General features: G+C 66.0%; 19 protein-coding genes and 1 pseudogene. 8 read left to right on the plus strand and 12 right to left on the minus strand.

The window, feature by feature from the left end; all coding sequences use genetic code 11:
• Positions 1-20 precede the first annotated feature (20 nt).
• The 4 genes from ACFFN1_RS15555 (at position 21) to brxD (ending at position 3,074) form a co-directional block, all read left to right on the plus strand.
• On the plus strand, positions 21-668 hold the full coding sequence (locus ACFFN1_RS15555; protein WP_376841779.1) for a hypothetical protein: 648 nt from the start codon (positions 21-23) through the stop codon (positions 666-668).
• Between the two features lie 98 nt (positions 669-766).
• The gene (locus ACFFN1_RS15560) at positions 767-1,768 is read left to right on the plus strand and encodes an IS481 family transposase (RefSeq protein WP_376841780.1); all 1,002 of its coding nucleotides are present in this window, start codon (positions 767-769) and stop codon (positions 1,766-1,768) included.
• Positions 1,769-1,786: 18 nt separating this feature from the next.
• Positions 1,787-2,083 carry a hypothetical protein gene (locus ACFFN1_RS15565; protein ID WP_376841782.1) on the plus strand — a complete coding sequence of 99 codons (297 nt, stop codon included), beginning with the start codon at positions 1,787-1,789 and terminating at the stop codon, positions 2,081-2,083.
• A gap of 34 nt (positions 2,084-2,117) precedes the next feature.
• Positions 2,118-3,074, plus strand: a complete 957-nt coding sequence (brxD, locus tag ACFFN1_RS15570; protein ID WP_376841783.1) for a BREX system ATP-binding protein BrxD — start codon at positions 2,118-2,120, stop codon at positions 3,072-3,074.
• Positions 3,075-3,296: 222 nt separating this feature from the next.
• Here brxD and ACFFN1_RS15575 read toward each other — a convergent pair whose 3' ends face one another.
• The 9 genes and pseudogenes from ACFFN1_RS15575 to ychF all read right to left on the minus strand — a co-directional run bounded on the left by ACFFN1_RS15575 (position 3,297) and on the right by ychF (position 9,117).
• Positions 3,297-3,491, minus strand: coding sequence for a helix-turn-helix domain-containing protein (locus ACFFN1_RS15575; protein ID WP_376841865.1), 195 nt, complete (start codon positions 3,489-3,491; stop codon positions 3,297-3,299).
• A 376-nt stretch (positions 3,492-3,867) separates the two neighbouring features.
• On the minus strand, positions 3,868-4,182 hold the full coding sequence (locus tag ACFFN1_RS15580) for a HigA family addiction module antitoxin (RefSeq protein WP_376841784.1): 315 nt from the start codon (positions 4,180-4,182) through the stop codon (positions 3,868-3,870).
• Positions 4,157-4,438, minus strand: coding sequence for a type II toxin-antitoxin system RelE/ParE family toxin (locus ACFFN1_RS15585; protein WP_376841786.1), 282 nt, complete (start codon positions 4,436-4,438; stop codon positions 4,157-4,159). The genes ACFFN1_RS15580 and ACFFN1_RS15585 overlap by 26 nt, the downstream gene beginning before the upstream one ends.
• 99 nt (positions 4,439-4,537) lie before the next feature.
• Positions 4,538-5,809 (minus strand): ATP-binding protein, encoded by a 1,272-nt coding sequence (locus ACFFN1_RS15590; RefSeq protein ID WP_376841787.1) that lies wholly within the window; start codon positions 5,807-5,809, stop codon positions 4,538-4,540.
• 166 nt (positions 5,810-5,975) lie between these two features.
• Positions 5,976-6,371: a VOC family protein gene (locus tag ACFFN1_RS15595; RefSeq protein ID WP_376841788.1), complete on the minus strand. Its 396-nt coding sequence runs from the start codon at positions 6,369-6,371 to the stop codon at positions 5,976-5,978.
• Positions 6,372-6,573: 202 nt separating this feature from the next.
• Positions 6,574-7,275: a nucleotidyltransferase domain-containing protein gene (locus ACFFN1_RS15600; protein WP_376841789.1), complete on the minus strand. Its 702-nt coding sequence runs from the start codon at positions 7,273-7,275 to the stop codon at positions 6,574-6,576.
• Positions 7,276-7,458: 183 nt separating this feature from the next.
• Positions 7,459-7,664, minus strand: a pseudogene (locus tag ACFFN1_RS15605) (helix-turn-helix transcriptional regulator).
• Positions 7,582-7,998, minus strand: a complete 417-nt coding sequence (locus tag ACFFN1_RS15610; RefSeq protein WP_376841790.1) for a type II toxin-antitoxin system RelE/ParE family toxin — start codon at positions 7,996-7,998, stop codon at positions 7,582-7,584. Before ACFFN1_RS15610 ends, ACFFN1_RS15605 begins: the two are co-directional and overlap by 83 nt.
• Before the next feature lie 33 nt (positions 7,999-8,031).
• Positions 8,032-9,117 carry a redox-regulated ATPase YchF gene (gene ychF, locus ACFFN1_RS15615; protein WP_376841791.1) on the minus strand — a complete coding sequence of 362 codons (1,086 nt, stop codon included), beginning with the start codon at positions 9,115-9,117 and terminating at the stop codon, positions 8,032-8,034.
• Between the two features lie 134 nt (positions 9,118-9,251).
• Between ychF and ACFFN1_RS15620 the strand changes: the two genes are divergently transcribed.
• Positions 9,252-10,433, plus strand: coding sequence for a DNA recombination protein RmuC (locus ACFFN1_RS15620; protein WP_376841792.1), 1,182 nt, complete (start codon positions 9,252-9,254; stop codon positions 10,431-10,433).
• Here ACFFN1_RS15620 and ACFFN1_RS15625 read toward each other — a convergent pair.
• Positions 10,422-11,771: a hypothetical protein gene (locus tag ACFFN1_RS15625; RefSeq protein WP_376841793.1), complete on the minus strand. Its 1,350-nt coding sequence runs from the start codon at positions 11,769-11,771 to the stop codon at positions 10,422-10,424. The two genes, ACFFN1_RS15620 and ACFFN1_RS15625, sit on opposite strands and share 12 nt — an antisense overlap.
• Before the next feature lie 118 nt (positions 11,772-11,889).
• Here ACFFN1_RS15625 and ACFFN1_RS15630 point away from each other — a divergent pair, with 118 nt between their 5' ends.
• Entirely contained in the window at positions 11,890-12,999 is a 1,110-nt protein-coding gene (locus ACFFN1_RS15630) for a serine/threonine-protein kinase (RefSeq protein ID WP_376841794.1), read from the plus strand.
• 70 nt (positions 13,000-13,069) lie between these two features.
• Here the strand turns inward: ACFFN1_RS15630 and ACFFN1_RS15635 are convergent, their stop codons facing one another.
• Positions 13,070-14,158 (minus strand): 4-hydroxy-3-methylbut-2-enyl diphosphate reductase, encoded by a 1,089-nt coding sequence (locus ACFFN1_RS15635; protein WP_376841796.1) that lies wholly within the window; start codon positions 14,156-14,158, stop codon positions 13,070-13,072.
• A gap of 109 nt (positions 14,159-14,267) precedes the next feature.
• Between ACFFN1_RS15635 and xseA the strand changes: the two genes are divergently transcribed.
• Complete coding sequence (xseA, locus tag ACFFN1_RS15640) at positions 14,268-15,572, plus strand: exodeoxyribonuclease VII large subunit (protein WP_376841797.1); 1,305 nt, start codon at positions 14,268-14,270, stop codon at positions 15,570-15,572.
• A 62-nt stretch (positions 15,573-15,634) separates the two neighbouring features.
• Positions 15,635-15,892: an exodeoxyribonuclease VII small subunit gene (locus ACFFN1_RS15645; protein WP_376841799.1), complete on the plus strand. Its 258-nt coding sequence runs from the start codon at positions 15,635-15,637 to the stop codon at positions 15,890-15,892.
• A 76-nt stretch (positions 15,893-15,968) separates the two neighbouring features.
• On the opposite strand, the gene ACFFN1_RS15650 is transcribed toward ACFFN1_RS15645, so the two are convergent.
• Positions 15,969-16,538: a DUF4245 domain-containing protein gene (locus ACFFN1_RS15650; RefSeq protein ID WP_376841801.1), complete on the minus strand. Its 570-nt coding sequence runs from the start codon at positions 16,536-16,538 to the stop codon at positions 15,969-15,971.
• Positions 16,539-16,587: the final 49 nt, after the last annotated feature.

A 16,587-nucleotide genomic window follows, 5' to 3' on the forward strand; every position in this document is an offset into this window, starting at 1 on the left:
CCTTGTCTTACCCTTCCGGCATGAACAACGCTGCGACGTACGGGTCGGACATGTCGCCCTACGAGGAGAAGGCCTGGGCTGACCTTCAGGAGTACTGGCAGAAGAAGGCCGAGCGCAGGACTTTGCCCCCCGCAGTCAGGAACGCTGCCAACGCTGCCGGCAACAAGGTCGGCAATACCGCGTCCAGCGCGCGGAACTTCGTGAGTAGCAAGACCCCCACCGTGTTGAAGGACGCAGGAGGCGCCGCTGTCGACCTCACCCTCGAGCCGACGCTGAAAGCCGTGGTGGGCTTGCTGGAGAGGGTCACCGAGACGATCCACGAGTTCAGCGACCCCAGCAACGTCCTTGCTTTTCACCAGGACAAGGGTCGACCAGTCACGACGATTGCCGACCTGCAAGCGCTCGATCTGGAGGACCTGGACTCCTTTACGAAGGGGTCGGTGTGGAGGTGGCGGTCCACTGGTCTCGTCGAGGGAGGAGCCATTGGCGCCCTTACTTTCATACCGGTGGGAGGCTCAATCGCCGCGATCGGTCTGGATCTCGTGGTGATGCACGCGCTGACGACTGCTGTCGCCACGCAGGCTGCCTACGCCTACGGGATCGATCCCACGACCGACGCGGGACAAGAGCACGTGAATCGCATGCTCCGCAAGGCATGGGCCGCCTAGGTGTAGTTCCTCGGGAGGTTGTGAACGGGATTTGAGGTCAGAGAAGACCCCCGGTATCGAGGTGGGTAACGACACGCACCCTGACCCGGAGGTCTTCCATGACACACCGTAACGCCCCGATGACCGTTGAGGGTAGGCGCCGGCTCGTCTGTCTTGTTGTCGATCACGGCTGGTCCCAGCGACGCGTTGCTGAACGCTTTCAGGTGTCCCCGGCAACGGTGTCTCGCTGGGTGAGTCGGCACCGGGCAGGGACCGGTTTGGCTGACCGCTCGAGCCGTCCGCACCACAGCCCGAACAGGCTCAGCGCACGTACCGAGCGACGGATCATCGCGCTGCGGTTCAACCGCCGATGGGGGCCGCACCGGATCGGCTACCGCCTGCACGTGCCACGCTCGACTGTCGGGCGGGTCCTGGCCCGCTATCGGATGCCTAACCTGGAGTGCATCGATCAGGCCACCGGCTTGCCGGTCCGCCGACCTGCGCCCTGTCGCTACGAAGCCGGGCAGCCTGGCAAGCTGGTCCACGTTGATGTCAAGAAGCTTGGCCGCATCCCTAACGGTGGCGGATGGCGGGCCCATGGCCGCGGATCGGGCCAGGACCGGAAGGTCCAGTCCTCACGGGGCAAGGCTGCCCGTGCCGGGCAGCCTTCGTCGCGGGGGTATCGGTACCTGCATCACGCCGTCGATGACTACTCCCGGCTGGTCTACTCCGAGATCCTTGACGACGAGAAGAAGCACACCGCGGCCGGGTTTTGGACTCGTGCCCGGGCGTTCTTCACCGGGATCGGCGTGAGCGTAGAAGCAGTCATGACGGATAACGGGGCTTGTTACCGGTCCGGAGACTTCCAGCGAGCCCTCGGAGATGGGGTCCGGCACAAACGGACGAGGCCTCGCCGTCCGCAGACGAATGGGAAAGTCGAGCGGTTCAACCGGACGCTGATGAACGAATGGGCCTACGCGAGACCGTATGCCAGTGAGAGTGCTCGCGAAAACTCGTACGCAGCGTTCTTGCATGACTACAATCACCATCGAGCCCACACCGCGATTGGGGGACTCTCACCAGCAGACCGCGTTCACAACCTCACCGGGAAGTACACCTAGGCGCCGAAGGCAGGCACTGTGAAGAGCGCGAAGAACGCCTTCGTCATGGGACAGGGCCGGGTGAACTGGAGCCAGAGATTCCGCAGCGACCACCGGATCGCCGCGGCGGTGGAAAAACTGCTGAAGCAGGTGAACCCCGGGCAGCACGTCCCGATCCAGAAGGTCGTGACAAAGATGCCTTACCTGGGTGCCGTCACCGCCGCCGGAGTGAACAGCACGGTGCTTGCGTCGATGGCCAAGAACTCGATCCACTACAGCCGGACGATGCACCTGGCTACCAAGCACGGGCTTGCGCTGCCCGCGAACCTGAAGTGACGCGGCTTTCGCCATCCCACCTACACTCCGGAACATGTCTACCGCCGTTAGCCATCGTCGACGCAAAGAGGTGATCGACGCGCTGCGACGCGGCACGGTGCCGGGACAGGGACTGGACATCCTCGCCGTCGGTCTGGACCGGTTTGGAGCGGCGCTGTCCGCTGAGCTGGACACCGTCGCTGGCGGCGGTTCGGTGTTCAAGGCGGTGCGCGGCGAGTACGGCGCGGGCAAGACCTTCTTCACCCGCCACCTCGCCGAGAAGGCCTCAAGCCGTGGTTTCGCTACGGCCGAGGTGCAGATCTCGGAGACGGAGACGCCGCTGCACAGGTTGGAGACGGTCTACCGCCGGGTCACGGAGTCTCTCCGCACGGCATCTGTGGCGCCCAGCGCTTTCCGGTCCGTGCTCGACTCCTGGCTGTTCACCCTCGAGTCCGACGCCGTGATGGCCGACCCCCAACTTGCCGAGGCGGAGCCGAACCGGGTCGCCGAGGCTGTCGACGCCTTGCTGGACCAGCGTCTGGCAGCCGTGTCCTCGCGCACGCCGACCTTCGCCATGGCGCTGCGGGCATACCGCCAAGCAGTCACGGACAACGACTCTCCGACCGCAGACGCGTTGGCCGCGTGGCTGGGTGGTCAGCCCCACGTGGCCGCCGCCGCCAAGAGGGCTGCCGGCGTCCGTGGCGACCTAGACCACTTCGGTGCCATGGCGTTCCTCCAGGGCCTGCTCCTGGTCCTGCGCGACGCCGGCCACCCCGGGCTCCTGCTGGTGCTCGACGAGGTCGAGACCCTGCAGCGGATGCGCGGCGATGTGCGCGACAAGGCGCTCAACGCCATACGGCAGCTCGTCGACGAGGTCGACTCTGGGCGCTTCCCCGGCCTCTACCTGGTCATCACCGGCACGCCGGCGTTCTTCGAGGGCCCCTCCGGCGTCCCTCGCCTCCCCCCCGCGGGATCCCTGGGTTCCCGGTCGGGCCGTAATTCCCGGCGATGAGCCGACACCGGGGTGAGTCGGCCTGGACCCTGCTGCTCAACGGCCCCTGCCTGCGGTCCGAGCCGAATCGGCCGCACTCCGAACGCTCACTGATGCTGCTACAAAAGTGCTACCAGAGGGGGTTCTGCTACCTGCTCGTGTAGCACGGAAACCCCGCATGACTAGGGATTTAGACGTTGAAGCGGAATTCCACCACGTTCCCGCACGTACAAACGTCTGCCGTTAGGCGACCTGCATTCGCTGGTCTCCCATCACGTACTCAAGGGCGAGCTCGCCACCGACGGCCTCAAGGTAACTGCGGATGGTGCCGACCTTCGCGCTGTCGAGGTCGCCTTGCTCGATCTTCGAAACCTGCCGCTGCCCGACGCCAATGCGCTCTGCCAGCTGCGCTTGAGTCAGTCCGGCCTGCTCCCGCAGCTCTCAGAGACGATAGGCGCGAACCTCAGCAAGCATTCGCTCCTTGTGTGCCTCAACCCGCCCCCGGTCAACGGGATGCTCAGCGACGAAATCCTTCAGAGTCTTTGCCATTTCAATCACTCTCTTCTCAGTCGGGCCAGATGGTCGTCGAAGAGGTCGTCGGCCAACGGGATGTTTTCTTATACCAGCGCTTCCAATCGCCGGCCTTGTCTCCGGCGATCAGCATGATCGCCGCCCCGCTGCAGCCCTCAGGCGAGCATCGATTCCTCGACCACATCGATAGACAGATGCACGTACCTCGTGCGCGCGGCGACGAGCTCGGAAACGCGAGTCTTTCCGACGGCGGGTAGACCGGAGATCACGATGAGATGCCCGGTCACGCGACCGCCAGCGGCGTGATCGCCGCAATCTGCTCGGACACTCGCTCCTGGGCTAGCTCCAGCTCATAGTGTGCCTGCAGGTTGAGCCAGAACTGCGGGTCGATCCCGAAGTACCGCCCAAGGCGCAACGCCGTGTCAGCAGTGATCGCACGCTTGCCGTGCACTATCTCATTGATGCGGCGTGGCGGCACGCCGATGGATACAGCCAGCTTGTTCTGCGTGATCCCGAACCCTTCGATGAAGTCCTCCATGAGAACCTCACCTGGATGAACGGGATCCCATCGCTCAGTGGTAGTCGACGAGTTCGACATTCTCTGCACCTCCTTCTGACCAGGTGAAACAGATTCGCCACTGATCGTTGACACGGATGCTGTACTGTCCCATACGGTCGCCTTTAAGCGACTCCAACCTGTTGCCAGGTGGCACACGCAGCGAGTCGAGGAATCGGGCGGCGTGGATCTGCGTCAGCTTTCGAATGGCTGCCTTCTGGACACGGGGATCGACCGACGGCACCTTATCGCGATGCCAAAGTCCCTCGGTCGCCTTGTCGGCGAAGGATCTGATCACACCTACAGCGTGCCACGCTTAACGCTCTGCGTCAATAACGTTAGACGTTAAACCGGAACTCCACCGAGTTTCGGCACACAAAACCATCTGTATGATCACTCAAACGGGCACCGGCGTCCAGAGCCGGTCGATGGGCATCACGTGCAGGCGGTCCTCGTAGGTGTAGGAGCGAGCACCAGTCGACAGCATGATGCCGCCGATGAACCTCTCCCCCAGCAGGTCACGAAGCTGGGCCAGACCGCGGAACTCCTTCCCGGGGGCTCGTTCGCTCGCCTTCACCTCGAACGCGACGACTCTTCCGTCGTCGTACTCGACGACGAGGTCGACCTCGGCCCCGTCGCTTGTACGCCAGTGCCCAAGCGTGACGGGATCATCGAGCCAGGACGCCTGCTTGCGCAGCTCCCCGATGACGAAGGTCTCCAGCAGGTGCCCGAAGTCAGTGAGCGACGTCGGGTCGATGCCGGTGAGCTTCTCCGGCGTGAGCCGGAGCAATCGGGTAGCCAAGCCGGAGTCGACGACATGAACCTTCGGCTTGGCGCTCACGCGAGAGCGGAGGCTCTTGCCCCATGCGGGGAGACGCACGACCAAGAACAGGTCCTCGAGCAGCCGGAGGTGATTCTCGGCAGTGGGCCTGCTAATGCCCAGCTTCTCGGCCGCCGTCGTCACGTTCAGCAACTGGCCAGTCTGCGCAGCGACATATCCCAAGAGGTCTGCCAGCGCCTGCCGCTCGCGGATTCTGCTGAGCTCGACGGCATCGCGTTCAACGGACGCGCGCACGAAGTCATCGAACCAACGAGCTCGGGCTGAGGCCGACCGACGCAGGGCGAGAGGCATTCCCCCGGAGCACACGCGGTCGACATACTCGGACCGCGCCGTCGACGAGGACGGAACGGCGCTCACGACGCCGTCGGCATCACCCGCGAGCACTTCGAGCATGTTCTCCCGCACTCCCTCCAGTTCCCCTTGGGAGAGCGGCCAGATGACGAGCGAATGGAGCCGGCCGGTCAGTGCCTGTGCTGTCGCCGGCAGAGCGTCCCGCCTCGTCGACCCCGTGAGGATCGCTGTCCCCGGGAGGCTGCCCTCGCGGTTGAGCCGGGCCTTGAGCGCATCGAGGATGTCTGGAACCCGCTGGTACTCATCGATCAAGACCGGGGTTCCGCGCACCGACGCCGCCAGGTTCCCCTGAACCGCCTCACGCACCTCAACATCGTCGAGGTCTATCACGGAACCGCCAACCGAGTCGGCGAAGCCGCGCAGCACCGTTGACTTGCCTACCGATCGCGGACCATGCAACGCGATGACGGGCTCAGTCCGGGCCCGCTCGGCCACGAGTTCGCCGACGCGGCGGGGAATGAGTCCATCGAACTCCATGATGCTCAACTTAGCAGACTTGAAGCTATGAGCTTTACACACATGAGCCAGCGGACTTGGCAAACATGAGCCATACAGCACCCCCGTTGCGCCCCTTGGCGTGAAGACCTGCCCTGGACCTACCGAGGCAGGCACAACCGCATCCCTCGGCGTTTCCCGGGTCGATCTAGCCGACCTGTTCCACTGGAGTCATCACCTCGATACGGTTCCCGAAGCCATCACGCGCATGAAATCGAACATAGCCATCGAAGGTCTCACGCTCTGCCCACGAGAGCTCGTACCCAGCGCGCTCGATACGCCCAGCGGCTTCTTCCAGCTCCGCCAGCGAGTCAACAACCAGGCCGGGATGAGCCTTCTTCGCGGACTGGAAGGAATCATCCACTCCGAGATGAATCTCCACGGTGACAACGTCACCGTCGAAGCCGCGAAACCAGCATCCTCCCCGACTGGCCAGCGAGGGCGGCTTCTGCACCTCCCGCAACGCAAGCGCCCCTCCGTAGAAGCGTCGAGCCTCCTCCTCCCCGCCAGGGGGCATCGATATTTGAACATGATGAAGCTTCATCCCGGCCTCCATTTTATCTCGACATCAAGATAAGTCTACCAGCGGCGGTTCGTCGCACCAGCAACGGCCAGCCGAGTCTCTTCCTCGATGCCAGACGGAAACTAGACGTTGAAGCGGAACTCCACCGCCTTCGAATAGATCGAACTGTCTGGCACCCGACGACGCCAGCCAAGAATTAATGCCCCCAGGAGGCCGCGCCGCCTCACCCTCCCTTACCACCGGCAGGTTCATGCCCCAAGGCTTCGATGAGATAATCGCAGAGCGCTTGGGCTGCGGCCAGCCGCTGCTCAGTGTCCCCAGTCAGGAGTTGCCCAACGTGGCCACTCTCCCATTCACTGAGCCCTACCCTGGGCAACTCCCGCATCATCCGCGAGGCCCCGGGGAGGGGAACATCGTGCAGGGCAAACAATCCAGACAGCAGCGTGAACACCGGCAGCGCAGCCCAGAACCCTGCCCAGGCGCTCTCACCGCTGAGCCGGGCACGATCCAGCTTCGCCACCCCGTGAATCAGTTCGCGCCGTAGATTGGCTCGCTGCTCCTTCGGCGTGCAGTACTGGTGCAGCACCCGGGCAGCCTCCAATTGGAGTTGCCGCCCCACTCCATCGGGGTCATACAGCACCACGACATCAAGGAACTCGTACAGCCACGAGGTGCCGACTCGGTTGAACCGGAGCTTCCATTCATCCGGCGTGTTGCACAGCCTCTCAACCGAAACTCCACCCATCACGCGGGTCGGCTCAAGGACGCCCTGGGGAGGGCCGACCACGAGAATGTCCACATCCGAGCAACAGGCGTGCTCGCCCCTGGCCACCGATCCCGCCAGCAGAACCGCCACCACGCCAGGGCTGTCGGCCAGCCGGATAGCCTCTCGCCGAGCGAGACCCTCATGGGGCAACTCATCCATCACAACCCCACACCAAGTGTTGGGCAGGGCCGTTCATGATGGCTGGCGGGTTGACGCGAAGGGAGGCCCCGCCGACCTGTGGCCGCGCTGAATGCAACTCGCTCCCGAGCCTCTTGGCCAGCGTCATCTTGCCCGCCCCAGACAGCCCCGAGACGACCAGGAGCCGACATGCGCGACCAGCGGTCATGCGACCTGCAGCGGCTTGATCTCTGCCACCTGATCGGCGAGGCGATCTTCCGTGAGTTCGAGCTCGTAGCGACACTGCAGATTGAGCCAGAACTGCGGCTCCACCTGCCGTGAACGATCTCATTGATCCGCCGCGGCGGAACCCCGATCGACACGGCCAGCTTGTGCTGTGTAATGCCCATCGGCTCCAGGAACTCCTCCATGAGGATCTCCCTCGGAGCGATGGGAGCAATCTTGTCCTCCATGTCGTCCCTCCTGGCGGTGGTCGACGATCTCCACATTGCTCGGGCCCGCCGGGGTCCAGACGAAGCAGACGCGCCACTGGTCGTTGATCTGGATGCTGTGCTGCCCCGCCCGGTCGCCCTTCAGGAGTTCGACCCGGTTGCCGGGCGGAACCCGAAGCTCGTCGAGCTCGTGCGGCGCGTCGAGAAGCAGCAACTTCATGAGCGCCTTCCGTTGCACACGAGGGTCGAGCCGCTTGACCCGCTTGCGCAGGTACAACGCCTCGCCATCCCGATCTGCGAAGGAGACGATCACGACACCACCGTATGACGCCCCGCGCCAATAACGTTAGACGTTAAACCGGAACTCCACCACATCCCCGTCGGCCATGACGTAATCCTTGCCCTCCATGCGCACCTTGCCGGCCGCACGCGCTTCGGCCATCGAACCGAGCGCATCGAGATCCTCGAAGGAGACGATCTCCGCCTTGATGAAGCCCTTCTGGAAGTCGGTGTGGATGACGCCGGCGGCCTCGGGCGCGGTCCAGCCCTTGCGGATCGTCCACGCGCGCGCCTCCTTCGGCCCGGCAGTCAGGTAGGTCTGCAGACCGAGCGTGGTGAAGCCGACGCGCGCCAGCTGGTCGAGACCGGCCTCGTCCTGTCCGCTCATCTCGAGCATCTCTGCGGCTTCCTCGTCGTCGAGCTCAGCGAGCTCGGACTCGAATTTGGCATCGAGGAAGATCGCCTCGACCGGGGCGACGAGGGCGCGCATTTCGTCTTTCTTCGCCTCATCGGCCAGCACATCGTCATCGACGTTGAAGACGTAGAGGAACGGCTTGGTCGTCATGAGCTGCAGCTCGCGCAGCGGCGCGGCGTCGAACCCATCGGCCTGCATCGCCTGGTAGAGGGTGCGCCCTTCCTCCAGGATCCCGTGTGCCCCCTGCATCGCGGCCAGCACCTCGGGTTCAGCCCGCTTCTGCTTGACCTCCTTCTCGATCCGGGGCAGCGCCTTCTCCAGAGTCTGCAGGTCTGCGAGGATGAGTTCGGTGTTGATCGTGTCGATGTCATCTGCCGGGTTGACCTTGCCGTCGACATGGACGACGTCGGAATCGCTGAATCCGCGGATCACCTGGCAGATCGCGTCGGCCTCACGGATATTGGCCAGGAACTGGTTGCCCAGCCCCTCACCTTCCGAGGCGCCGCGGACGATGCCGGCGATGTCGACGAAGTTCACCGTTGCCGGCAGGATCTTGCCGGATCCGAAGATCTCCGCCAGCCTGGTCAGCCGCTCGTCGGGCAGTTCGACGACGCCGATGTTCGGCTCGATCGTCGCGAACGGGTAGTTCGCTGCCAGCACCTGGTTCTTGGTCAATGCGTTGAACATGGTCGACTTGCCGACGTTGGGCAGTCCGACGATTCCGATAGTTAAAGCCACGATCCCCCAGTGTAGCCGCTGACCCGCACCTTCCTGGCCCCGCCCGGTCCGCACCCGCTGCTGCCCGTTCCCGAGGCGGTGGCCGGAATCCGTGACCGGGCACCGTTGTCCGTCCCTCCTGATTGACTGTGAGCATGGATGCACCCACGATCGTCATCACCCTTCTCGTCCTCCTCATCGGTGCGGCAGCCGGTTTCTTCATCGGCATGGCAGTCACCCGCTCCCGCACGGCGGCCGATCTCGCCCAGGCGCAGACGGCCGAGCGGCTTCATGCCGAGCGCCTCCAGGCGCTCGAAGCCGATGCCGGGATGACCCATGAGCTGGCTGCGCTCATGGGCCCGCTGGCCGCGCAGGTGAATAGGCTGCATGCCGATGTCACCGGCTTCGAACGCGAGCGCACCGACCAGCTCGCCCGCCTCGACGCCCGCCTCGGGCACATGAGCCAGATCGATGCGCAGCTGCAGGCCTCGACGTCGAACCTCGCAGCCGCCCTCAACGCCTCGGGCACCCGCGGGTCGTGGGGTGAGCTGCAGCTCAAGCGTGTGGTTGAGGCCGCCGGGATGCTCGATCACGTCGACTTCGATCTGCAGGTGACCGTCCAGGGCCGCAGCGGCGAGCGGCTGCGCCCGGATATGGTCGTGCACCTGCCTGGTGACCGGCAGATCGTCGTCGATGCCAAGGCCCCACTCGACCTCGGCCAGGACACCGGTTCTAACAGCGGATCCGGTCCCGCCGGGCGGCTGCGCTCCCACATCCGCACATTGGCGTCGAAGGCATACTGGAACGCCTTCGACCAGACGCCGGACTTCGTTGTGTGCTTCGTACCGAATGAGGGTGCGCTCTCGGCTGCGCTTAAGGAGGATCCGCGGCTGTTCGAGGAGGCCTTTGCCGTCAATGTCATCCCCGCCTCCCCTGCTACCCTCGTCGCACTGCTGCGCACAGTCGCTTTGGGCTGGCGGCAGTACGAACTTGCCCGCTCAGCCCGTGAGCTGCTGGCAACCGCACAGGAGCTGCACGAGCGCATCGGCACGATGGCCGGCCATCTCGTGCAGCTGGGCAAGTCGATGAACCGCAGTGTGGAGGACTACAACCGGTTCGTCGGCTCCGTCGAAAGCCGCCTGCTCGTCACCGCGCGGCGGCTGACCGACATGGGGGCAGGCTCGACCGAGATCCCCATCGCCGAACCGCTCGACGCACATGCCCGTAGCCTCACCGCACCGGAGTTCCAGCAGTCGGCAGACCGGCAGACGCCGGATCAGCCCGCAGAGGGCAGACAGTCGGGGCCCGGTCAGCCCAGTACTCGCTCAGCGACGTGAGCGGCGGACCGCCACGATCGCGAGCAGCCCGGCAATGCCGAGGAACACCGTGCCCAGGCCGAGCCCGCCGACGCGCACCAGCCGGCCGGCTGCCATGCCAAACAGTTCGAGGACGGCCCCGGCGCCCTTCACCTCGGGAGCGGCCTCCAGTGTGTCTCCGGTCGCCTCCCAGGACAGACGCACCCGTTGCGTGCCGGCATCCGCCTCACCGACGAAAGGCGGTTCGATGAGCACCGCAATGTAGTAGTCGCCAGCGATCGACGAGGGCTGCGCCTCCTCGAAGCTGACGAATGCGTTGCGCGGATTCACCGGGTAGCAGGTCGTGAGCGCCGTGGTTGCGCCAGCATCGTCGATCGCGATGCTGGCCTCACCGTCGGAGCCGCTGGCATCTGCCATATCGGAGCTCGGCGCACCCTCCTCACCGGGCCGCCGGATCGCCACCGGCCGAAGGTTCGGGTCGAGGACCGCAAGCGTCAGCCGGTGATCGGCCGGCCCTGAGGTGCGGGCGCGCACACTCAGCTGCTGGCCGGCTTCGACGGGGACGCGGTAGAAGTGCCGCACCCCTGTGCGCACCTCGACGTCAGCGGCTGGGTTCCTCAAGCGTGTAGCCGCGTTGACGGTGGTGCCGCCGGTGAGCGTCTCGGTCTCCTCTTGTGATTCGGGAAGGAACTCAGCAGCCGGCGGGTCTTCGACGGGCACCGGGAGCTGCGACCATGCTGCCGGGGCCTGGCGCACGAACTGCAGCTCAAGCGGCAGCTGCGCCGGCAGCTGCTCATAGGTCTCGTTCCACACCACGGAGACGATGAAGCTGCCACCGCGCTGGAAGCAGGAGTCGTTGGGATTGTTGCCATCGAGCACCCCGGTGTTCGCGGAGACCATCACCGGTCCCGGGTCACTGGAGGAGACCCGGCCGGTGGCGCTGATCTCACAGGAGGAATCGGCCGGGGAGGCAATGGTGAGTTCGAGTGCGGCCGCGCCGATGGAGTCGTTCTCCTGTTCGAGCGGGGTGATGAGGCTGGCGGAGAGGTAGCCGAGTTCGCCGTCATCGAGCGTGATCCGGTAGGTCTGCGGGGTCCGGCTCTGCCCGATCTCGACATCTTCGTAGTCGATGTCGTCAGCGTAGCTGCCCGGTTCGATCGTCGCGGCGTCATCGACGCTGCTGCCCCCGCGCACCTCGATCCCTGCCGCGGGCCGGCCGGCAGGCGGTGACGCGGCGGCGGCACCGGGCGTGCCGCCGGCAGTCAGGACGGTCAGCGAGAGTGCGGCGGTAAGAGCGGTGGCGAGACTGCAGCTGGTGAGCGCAGCCGGCAGCCGACGCAGTGGCGTGATCGCTGTCATCGCCTTCCCTTTCCGTGCCCGTGAGTTTCGGTGCCGTGCGCTCCGGGCGGTATCGGTGCGGTGCGCACCGGGCGGTTTCTGGTGCTCGTGTCTGCGGCTTCTGGCTACAGTAGGCACCATGAGTGACACTATCGCAGGCCGCTTCACGCTGCTCGACCCGATTGCCAGCGGCGGTTCGGGCACGGTGTGGATCGCCCGCGATGAGCGCTTCGGGAACCTGTGCGCGGCGAAGGTGCTGCGCCAGCGTGATTCGGCTGATCTGCTGCGCTTCGTCCGCGAGAACACGGTGCGGCTGAACCATCCGCACGTGCTCGCCCCGTATGCGTGGGCGGCGGAGGACGCCCACGTCGTCATCGCGATGCCGCTGGTGACCGGCGGCGATCTGGCCGGTCTGCTGCGCTCGGGCCGCCGGTTCTCGGCAGCTGCCACCGCCGAGGCGCTGCGCCAGATCCTCTCCGGGCTCACCGCAGTGCATGCCGCCGGTTGGATCCACCGGGACATCAAACCGGCCAACATCATGATCGACGCTGAGCAGCCGGGCCTGCACCTGCTGCTCGCTGACTTCGGCATCGCCGTCGACACGAACGCCCCGCGCCTGACCCATTCGGGCATCGTGCACGGCACGCCGGGCTTCGTCGCCCCGGAGATCATGATGGGCGGTGACATCTCCCCGGCCCAGGACGTGTGGGCGGCCGGGCAGATCGGCAAGCGGATGCTCGGACTCGACGACGATGCCGCCGCCGAGGCGGTGCGCGCCTCCGCCGATCCCCTCACCCAGGGACTCGTCCACCTGCTCGACGACCTCACCGCCGCCGACGCCCGGCAGCGCCCGACTCCGGAGACAGCCGCAGCAGCACTGGGCCGGCTCGGTCTGCGCGGGCCGTTCCGCTTTGCAGACGGCGCCCCGTGGCATCCGCAGCGCGTCATCAGCTCAGCGGCGCTGCCACAGGATCCGGCCCCGACGCTGGCGCTCGTCCCCCAGGCGGATGCGACGAAGGTCGATGACCGCCGCTCCCCCTCGGGCCCGACCGCGCCGCCCACCAGACAGGACTTCGCTGCACCCGCTGCCCCAGCTGCGGCTCCGCCCACCCGGCGGTTCGCCGGGGCGAGCGCGCCGGCAGGCAAGCCGAAGTCGGCTGCCGGACTTACCGCCTCGGCGGCGGTGTTCGCCTTCCTGGGAGCGCTGCTCATCCTCGTCGGGATCATCGCCCCCGGCTACCTCGGCTGAGACCCGCGGCCGCCTCGGCTGAGGTACGCAGCTCAGCCTCAGCCCAGCGCAGGCGTTTGAGGTTCTCGGCTCAGACGATCTCGTGGCTGCGGTCGGCACCGTCGCGCTTGTTCGAGGTCTTCTGCCCGGCCGCTTTGAGGTCCTTGCGCAGTTCGCGCGGCAGGGAGAACATCAGATCTTCCTCCGCAGTGCGGACCTCGTCGACGGTGTCGTAGCCGTACTCGGCGAGCAGCCGCAGCACGTCCTGGACGAGGGTTTCCGGCACGGACGCACCCGAGGTGACGCCGATCGTGGCGACATCGTCGAACCAGGATTCGTCGACCTCGCGGGCGAAGTCGACGCGGTAGGCGGCTTTGGCGCCGTGTTCGAGGGCGACCTCGACGAGCCGCACGGAGTTCGAGGAGTTCGCTGAGCCGACGACGATGACGAGGTCGGCGTCCGGGGCGATCTTCTTGACCGCGACCTGGCGGTTCTGGGTGGCGTAGCAGATGTCGTCGCTCGGGGGTGCGATGAGCTGCGGGAAGCGCCCCTTGAGGATGTCGACGGTCTCCATCGTCTCGTCGACGCTCAGCGTGGTCTGGGAGATCCAGACCATCTTCTCAGATTCCGGGATGTCGAGGGTGCGGGCCTCCTCCGGGTTCTGGATGAGGGTGATGTGCTCCGGCGCCTCACCCATCGTGCCCTCGACTTCCTCGTGGCCGGCGTGGCCGACGAGCAGGATCGAATAGCCGTCGCGGGCGTAGCGGATCGCCTCCCGGTGGACCTTCGTCACCAGCGGGCAGGTCGCGTCGATGGTGTCGAGGCTGCGTTCGGCGGCCTCGGCGTGGACCTGCGGGGACACACCGTGAGCGGAAAAGACGACGCGGGACCCTTCGGGCACCTCGCTGGTCTCATCGACGAAGATCGCACCGCGTTCGGCCAGCGTGTCGACGACGTGGCGGTTGTGCACGATCTCCTTGCGCACGTAGATCGGGGCGCCGTAGTGCTCAAGCGCACGCTCGACGGCGATGACGGCGCGATCGACGCCGGCGCAGTAGCCGCGCGGGGCGGCCAGCAGCACCTTCTTCTCGCCTGCCGGCTGGCGGATCTCAGAGGGATCCTTGCGCACGCGCGGAACGGACGGGATCGGGAGATTCACTGCAGTAGTCACGCTTCTCATCGTAGGTCGCTTGCCTGAACACCGCCACAAAGGCCGCACTGCGCTTCTCCTGCAGCGGTGTCCGCCCCTCCCGTTAGACTGCACAGCAGTAGATGGAAGGAGCCCCGGCGTGGCACAGCGGATCAGCGGCACACCCGGCACTCTCGGCCAGCAGCCGGTCGAGGAGCTGCCGCGCAAGGCAGCCGAGACGACCCCGGACAACCCGTGGCCGCTCAGCCTGCTCAGCCGCAACATCAAGAGCTACATCGACCGGATGTCAGCGGTGTGGATCGAAGCGCAGGTCATCGAATTCAACCGCCGCGGCAAAGCCAGCTACCTGACGCTGCGCGACACTGATGAGGAGATGTCGCTGCCGGTGCAGGTGTTCAGCAGCGTCCTCGACCGAGTCGAGACCCCGCTGAGTGAGGGCTCGCGTGTCGTCGTCAACGTCAAGGCGGACTTCTGGCTCAAGGCCGGGCGGATGATGATGCGCGCCAACGACATCCGGCCCGTCGGGCTCGGAGAGCTGCTCGCCCGGCTGGAGAGGCTGCGCCGCACCCTGGCTGAGGAGGGGCTGTTCGACCCGGATCTCAAGCAGCCGCTGCCGTTCCTGCCGAACCGGATCGGGCTCATCACCGGCCGCAACTCCGATGCGGAGAAGGACGTGGTGCGCAACGCCCACCTGCGCTGGCCGGCAGCCGAGTTCGAGATCCGCAACACCGCTGTGCAGGGGCCGGATGCGGTCCCGCAGGTGCGTGCCGCACTGGCTGAGCTCGATGCTGATCCGGCTGTCGACGTCATCGTCATCGCCCGCGGCGGCGGCAGCCTGGAGGACCTGCTGCCGTTTTCGAATGAGTCACTCATCCGCGCCGTGTTCGCCGCCCGCACGCCGGTGGTCTCGGCGATCGGGCATGAGGCCGACCGGCCGATCCTCGACGATGTCGCCGATCTGCGCGCCTCCACCCCGACCGACGCTGCCAAGCGCCTGGTGCCCGATATCCACGAAGAGCGCATGGATCTGCTCCAGGCACGCGCCAGCCTCGACGGTGCGCTCGACCGGCTGCTGCGCAGCGAGCAGGCCGGCCTCGACAGTGTCCGCTCCCGGCCGGTCATGGCCCAGCCGATGACGATGGTGAGCGCTCGGGAGGAGGAGCTTGCTGCCCTCATCACCCGCGCCCGCCAGGCACAGCGCAGCAGCCTGATCCAGGGGGCTGCCCAAATTGAGCACCTGCGCGCCCAGGTGCGCGCGCTGTCCCCGCTGAGCACCCTGGAGCGCGGCTACGCCGTCGTGCAGACAGCAGACGGATCAGCCGTCCGCGACGCGGCAGAGCTCTCCACCGGTGACGGTGTCCATGTGCGCCTGGCCCGCGGCCGCTTCGACGCCGACGTCACCACCATCCACCCAGACGCACCCGGCCCCGACACCCTCGACTGAGACGGCCCCGGTGCGGCAGACCGCTGCCCGACTGACTGACGAAGCATCACGAAAGGACCGTAATGGCTGAGAAGAGCACGACCACCGCAGAGCCCACCGCCGAACACCTCGAGGTGTCCGGGCTGTCCTATGAGCAGGCGCGTGAGGAGCTCGTCTCCACTGTGCGCTCGCTGGAGGCGGGGAACCTGCCGCTGGAGGAGTCGCTGCGGCTGTGGGAGCGCGGCGAAGCGCTGGCCGATCACTGCCAGGCGTGGCTCGACGGAGCCCGCAGAAAGCTGGAGCAGGCGCAGGCCGCTCGTGAGGAGAAGACCGCAGGATAGGCTCCGGCCACCAGCAACGAGGCGGTGTCAGGCAGGCTGGTCAACCCTGTGGGCCGGACTGTTACGGGCCGGACTGTTACGGGCCGGCCTGTTCGACAGCCTGCTTGGCGAAGAACTCATAGGTCTGCGCATCGGCACGGCCGATGAGCACAGCAGTGCTGCCGTCGAGCTGACCGACCAGCGCCTGCTTGCCGTCTGGCCCGTCATAGGAGGTGAAGGCGACACCGTCGATGTCGCTGGTGCTGACCTCGACGAAGCCGTCGAGCTCCGATTCCACCCAGCGCTCATCGCCATCGGCCTGGCGCAGGGTCATCCAGCCGCGCTGCGGTCCGACCGAGGACAGATACCAGGTGTCATAGGCAGGTGCGCCCATCGGCTTGAACATCGCCTCATTGGCCACCCAGCCCTCAGGCAGCTTCGGCACGACGACAGGGAACTCTGCGCGGGACTCGACCGATTCGGCGATCGTCTCGTAATCGACCTCGCGTTCGAACTGGCCCTCCTTGGGCTCGGGCACGAAGGCCAAGCCGATGAGGACGACGGCGAGACAGGCCCCGAGCGCAATGACCATATTGACCCAGTTCGAGCTGAGTTTGAGAGCCCGGACGTTCTCGCCTCGGGGTGGTTGCGTCTGTTGCTGTGTCACTGCCTCACCTGATGTCGAACACGATTGTCAGCCGATCCATTGTCCCCCG

The sequence above is a fragment of the Brevibacterium otitidis genome (assembly GCF_042429315.1).
Lineage (GTDB): Bacteria > Actinomycetota > Actinomycetes > Actinomycetales > Brevibacteriaceae > Brevibacterium > Brevibacterium otitidis.

Bases quoted from the DNA above. Each gene is read 5' to 3' on its own strand.
- ACFFN1_RS15555 (WP_376841779.1), top strand. From the start codon at position 21: ATGAACAACGCTGCGACGTACGGGTCGGACATGTCGCCCTACGAGGAG.
- ACFFN1_RS15560 (WP_376841780.1), top strand. From the start codon at position 767: ATGACACACCGTAACGCCCCGATGACCGTTGAGGGTAGGCGCCGGCTC.
- brxD (WP_376841783.1), top strand. From the start codon at position 2,118: ATGTCTACCGCCGTTAGCCATCGTCGACGCAAAGAGGTGATCGACGCG.
- ACFFN1_RS15580 (WP_376841784.1), bottom strand. From the start codon at position 4,182: ATGTCGAACTCGTCGACTACCACTGAGCGATGGGATCCCGTTCATCCA.
- ACFFN1_RS15590 (WP_376841787.1), bottom strand. From the start codon at position 5,809: ATGGAGTTCGATGGACTCATTCCCCGCCGCGTCGGCGAACTCGTGGCC.
- ACFFN1_RS15595 (WP_376841788.1), bottom strand. From the start codon at position 6,371: ATGAAGCTTCATCATGTTCAAATATCGATGCCCCCTGGCGGGGAGGAG.
- ACFFN1_RS15600 (WP_376841789.1), bottom strand. From the start codon at position 7,275: ATGGATGAGTTGCCCCATGAGGGTCTCGCTCGGCGAGAGGCTATCCGG.
- ACFFN1_RS15620 (WP_376841792.1), top strand. From the start codon at position 9,252: ATGGATGCACCCACGATCGTCATCACCCTTCTCGTCCTCCTCATCGGT.
- ACFFN1_RS15625 (WP_376841793.1), bottom strand. From the start codon at position 11,771: ATGACAGCGATCACGCCACTGCGTCGGCTGCCGGCTGCGCTCACCAGC.
- ACFFN1_RS15630 (WP_376841794.1), top strand. From the start codon at position 11,890: ATGAGTGACACTATCGCAGGCCGCTTCACGCTGCTCGACCCGATTGCC.
- ACFFN1_RS15635 (WP_376841796.1), bottom strand. From the start codon at position 14,158: ATGAGAAGCGTGACTACTGCAGTGAATCTCCCGATCCCGTCCGTTCCG.
- ACFFN1_RS15645 (WP_376841799.1), top strand. From the start codon at position 15,635: ATGGCTGAGAAGAGCACGACCACCGCAGAGCCCACCGCCGAACACCTC.